Source organism: Stygiolobus sp. CP850M, assembly GCF_037389425.1.
GTDB lineage: Archaea > Thermoproteota > Thermoprotei_A > Sulfolobales > Sulfolobaceae > Stygiolobus.
Genome location: NZ_JBBHKR010000030.1, coordinates 1 through 4,594, shown reverse-complemented (window position 1 = coordinate 4,594; position 4,594 = coordinate 1). Strand labels below are relative to the sequence as shown.

Genomic DNA, 4,594 nt, shown 5'->3' with positions numbered 1-4,594 from the left:
ACTAGGAGAGTAGGAATCCCGATATACCATGTGGGTGATATAATGGAAATGGATTATGCGGGGGCTGAGAGGAGTGGACTCAGAGGGGTCTTGCTAAACAGATTTGGTTTTTACGATTTCGGGGTAAAGAGCTTAAAGGATTTAACAAAAGACTAAGGTAATTTCTCAGCGTATGCACGTCAGATAAATGCCAATTAAACAAGCTTGCTCAGAAATTTTATGTCTAACTATGTGCTATTTTAGAATTCCTTTTTCCGTTTTATACTTTACTTCTCTGAGCTCAAAACCTTAATTCTCCTATATCTTCTCCTAGAATTATCTACTAGCTCTATCGATATTCTACGTTCAATAGTTATATACTTCTAGCCTTCTTTTAGACGCTTCTTTGAAATTTAACTATAAGATTGTAGAATTTATTATTTTTACCAATACTTGAAAAGCAGACTGGAAATTAAAAATTGAAATACTAATTGGTCTTGTTTTCGAATAGAAATCTAGATCTTTCTCGATTTCAGTGCTAAAGTCTTTCATTCTCTGAAAGCAGCTAACTCTTATACTTAGGATCGTCGTAAATTATTATATCCTTTAACTTATCAACGTTCTCTCTCATCATTCTTTCAATTCTCTCCTTAAGGTTTAATCCGTCGTATAAGATCTTATAACCATAATAAAACATGTGAGTTAACTTCAAATTACGATCATTAACTTCCTCTGGTTTCATTACTATAATATCTACCGGGAAGTCGGGTCTAGTAGTTTGGTAAATTTCAATACTCTTATGCAAAGGGTTTTCACAGCTTACAAATACTATTATATCAAAATCACTGTTAGGCCTATTCTTTCCCCTAGCTCTACTACCAAATAATACTATTGTTGAATCAGGGTAAGCACTTATTAATTTCTCGAGGAAATCGCTGAACTTCCTTTCGTATTCCTCGTTTATTCTCCTCATAAGATCTTCAACCATTCAAAATCGCCTCAGCGTTTTTCTTACAATTTAAAGCGTCATTTCTGGAGTAAAAGGACATTAAGGAATACCTAGAAGAAATGTAATGAGGGTTCAAGTTCATTGCACAAGTTAAAATATCGTATGGAGGATTAAAATATTTTAATAGCTCCACGAGGTTGTGAGTACAAGGATGCTCGTTCCTAGTTATCTCTAGGAGACCTTTATTTGCTAACTCGACGGCTTGATGAAAAAGAAAGCAGGCTAACCAATAATATCCCTTAATTATAGCGTCTCAGCTGTACTGGCTTCCCTCCCGCCAGTAAGGGTTCCCCTCATTGGTTCGGGACTACATCCCTCATTTGAGAGGCAGTCGAGAGGGTCAGAGACCCCTCCCATTTAGATTCGTGATTGCAATAACGTCACGATCATTCTCATAACCGCGATTGCACTTAAACCAACGATATCCTTTTTCTTCAATCCTTTTACCACACTTAGGGCAAGAGACTGAAGAATAACTAGGATTAACATACTTAATTAGAATACCGTGCTTCTTAGCTTGCCAAGAAATCCATTACTGCATCCTACGATACTGCATCAGATACGACTTATCCCTAAACTCTCTTGACAATTTATCAACATTCTTGATGAGGTTCTTAAGACTCTCCAACTTAACAACATTAGCACCGAAATCCCTAACAATTTCAACAACCCACTTCCCAACCTTCCTAGGAAGTCCATAATTCTCTTAGCCCTTTGACGGAAGGAATAAATCCTGTGAAGAATCCTCTTATTCTCCTTCACCTCCTAGGGTACTTCCTCTGCAAATTCTCAGCTAAACACTTCCAGTGATAAACCTCATGCAAACGAGTTGGAATCCTAACGTAGTTAATATCATCCTTCCCCACAACTATCTCACTCATATTAACATCAACAGCAATGCTTTTCTTTAGCTCAACATTGTCCTCCCTTGGCTTCTCAAAAACCACTTTTAGAAAAGCCTTCCCATCCTTAACCACTAACCTTGACTCCTTCATCCTCCAACTCATGTAGTCCTTGAAGTTTTTGGGAACATGGGTAAATTGAGATTTGTACCAGAAGTTCCAGTCTATCAATGCTTGCATTATTTTCTCTCTATCCACATATAAAAATAAGGAGAAGAGTATTAAAAGTGAATCACTTGTGAGTCAAAAATAGCGAGAAAGTGAATCATTTGTGAGTCAAAAATACCGACTTTTTTCCTCTTATCAGGAGATACAATTAGGTAATGAAACTTCAAGTAATAAATGACACGAGAGTTAAGTTATCAGAATGAAGAATACGCTATTTTATGCTTGAAAAAATGAGAGTCACCTATATATATACACCTACTATATATATATACCTACATACACCCGTCATCGACAGAAACAATCGCAAGAAAAATTTTATTACCTGAGCTAAAGGTTAGGCGTTGTTTTTACCACACTGAATCAGGATAACGGGTTTTTGACTCATCACTCTAATATTTCCCTTAATTAATCTGTATATTATTCTAATTCCCTAGCAGGAACGATTCCCGTAATTCTTATTAAAGTCTCATATAAAGTGTATGATGTGAACAAGTCAGTATATATAATAAACTCAGTGTTAGTCACATTGTTGTACGTGTGGATAATGTCTCTTTTCCCATTTCCAAACTCGTATTTCCTGCTCTATGCCGTTACAAGCCTAATTTTTCTAATAGTTTACGGTAAGAGGAGTAGACTTTCACCATTTATCCCTCTATTCGCCTTCTTGTACCCCTTTCTATATGCAATTATAGTAGTAAATAACGTCGCTTGCAGCCAAAGTCTGATAACAGGTGAAGCCTATTTTTCTCTAGTTGGTCTCATACCAGGTTTATTAATTTTTTATAAGGGCAAAGGAATTGACGGAAAAGTTGTCAACGGGATTGGAATTTTCATAGCCTATCTTTACGCAATGTTAATCATGTTTATATTTATTAACTCTCATCCACCGTCATTTCCCTATCTACCGTCGAATATGTTAGAGACGTTCGCATTAGACCCGTTATTTATAACGGCAACTTTCTCTACAGCTAGAGCCCTCGGTTACGGCATACCGAGAAGGAAAAGTAGTAATTACCAATATCAACCTCCTCAACCTACCCCTCAAAGTAACCCGCAGACGCCCTATCAATCTAAAAACTCTAACCCTCCATCTTCAACGTCGTCATCTCAAAATCTGCCCCAAACACCTTCTATACCGTTAATGGGCAGGAGTTTGAGTAATTGGGATCCCAATGTGTGGATAAACCGCACTCTTTCTGTCTACAGAATAGAGAAGGTGATAGGAGAAGGCGGGAACGGTTACGTATTGAAGGGTGAGTATTCTGGCAAACCTTTGGCTATAAAAGTGCTAAAATTGTACGGAGGTAGTCCTGAAGAATTTTTTAGGGATTTAGCTACTGAAGCCTCTAACTTAGTTAATCTTAGCAACCATAAAAACATCGTGAAAATCTATGCTGTTAACGTTGATACATTTGTAATTGATGGTATACTGAAAGGGAGGTCTGACTTATATGTGAAAAACCCACCGATGATAGTCATGGAGTACATGGGCGGGGGTACACTAAAGGACTTGTTAGGCGAGGACTTGTTCTATTACAGCTCTAAGTGGGAAAGAACTGTTTTAAAAGCTATATGCGGAGTTGCAGAAGCCTTGGATTACATACACTCTCAGGGTTTCGTCCATATGGACGTCAAACCCCAAAACATCTTTTTGAGCGAGAGACCTAAAGACCCGTCTGAACTGGACAAAGTGACATTTAAGCTAGGTGACCTCGGGAGTGCTGTAAGGATTAACGGTAAAGTCAAGCAAATCACTCCTGAGTATTCTCCACCTGAAGTCTTTCTGGAGCCGGCAAAACCTTACTTTGATATTTACGCGTTGGGAATGACAGCTTACGTACTACTTACAAGAAAAATGGATAGACCTGACTTGAACGAGATGAACAATGCTGTAGACTGTTACATAAAGAGAGACACCAACTGTGTGAGGAGCGAGGTCGATAAGGCGAGGATGAAATTAATGTATTGGAATGTAAATGTAGATCCGAAAATAGACCCGCTCCTGAAGTCCATGCTCTCAATAGAACCCCTGAGAAGACCTACAGCCAGAGAAGTAATTGACATGATAAAAAAGATAGACCCCACCATTTGTTCCTAGTCAATTCTAATATAAAACATTCTAAAAGTGAGGACATGCTCTAGAGTACAAATTGTTAACTAGGAAGATCTGGTGAGAAAACGTAGAGTCAAGGCGAACTAGAACTCCTGCGATTGAAATAATCTTTTTAGATGACATTCTTCTCTCTACAAAGCTGACTATGAAGAAAATATGGATTATTTAATAGATGAAAATAGTAGTAACAAGGTAAAATATTTGCTAGATATAAGTAATGTACTACAATGTGATTTACATCAATTTAAAACTTTAAATGGTGAAAGCGTGTACATGATAATATCAATTTTTATTACAATATGAAGAAGATATTTACAACATGAATTGTTAATTTTCTTGATAATCATGGACTGAATTTTCCTCTTAAAATCATTTTGGGTGGAGTATGCTGAATATGATCCTCTCAGAGATCAAGGAGAGGCA

3 protein-coding genes and 1 pseudogene are annotated in these 4,594 nt (G+C 37.3%); 1 reads left to right on the top strand and 3 read right to left on the bottom strand.

The features are described from left to right. Nucleotides 1-544 precede the first annotated feature (544 nt). From WIW89_RS01395 to WIW89_RS01390, 3 genes and pseudogenes are all read right to left on the bottom strand, one after another. Nucleotides 545-967, bottom strand: coding sequence for a nucleotidyltransferase domain-containing protein (locus tag WIW89_RS01395; protein ID WP_337719485.1), 423 nt, complete (start codon nt 965-967; stop codon nt 545-547). Then, nucleotides 960-1,232 (bottom strand): HEPN domain-containing protein, encoded by a 273-nt coding sequence (locus WIW89_RS13580; RefSeq protein WP_443296280.1) that lies wholly within the window; start codon nt 1,230-1,232, stop codon nt 960-962. Before WIW89_RS13580 ends, WIW89_RS01395 begins: the two co-directional genes overlap by 8 nt. Before the next feature lie 49 nt (nt 1,233-1,281). Then, nucleotides 1,282-2,016, bottom strand: a pseudogene (locus tag WIW89_RS01390) (IS200/IS605 family accessory protein TnpB-related protein); the annotation flags it as partial. Between the two features lie 526 nt (nt 2,017-2,542). On the opposite strand from WIW89_RS01390, the gene WIW89_RS01385 reads away from it, so the two are divergent. Then, the gene (locus tag WIW89_RS01385; RefSeq protein ID WP_337719484.1) at nt 2,543-4,156 is read left to right on the top strand and encodes a serine/threonine-protein kinase; all 1,614 of its coding nucleotides are present in this window, start codon (nt 2,543-2,545) and stop codon (nt 4,154-4,156) included. Nucleotides 4,157-4,594 lie beyond the last annotated feature (438 nt).

Bases quoted from the DNA above. Each gene is read 5' to 3' on its own strand.
- WIW89_RS01395 (WP_337719485.1), bottom strand. From the start codon at position 967: ATGGTTGAAGATCTTATGAGGAGAATAAACGAGGAATACGAAAGGAAG.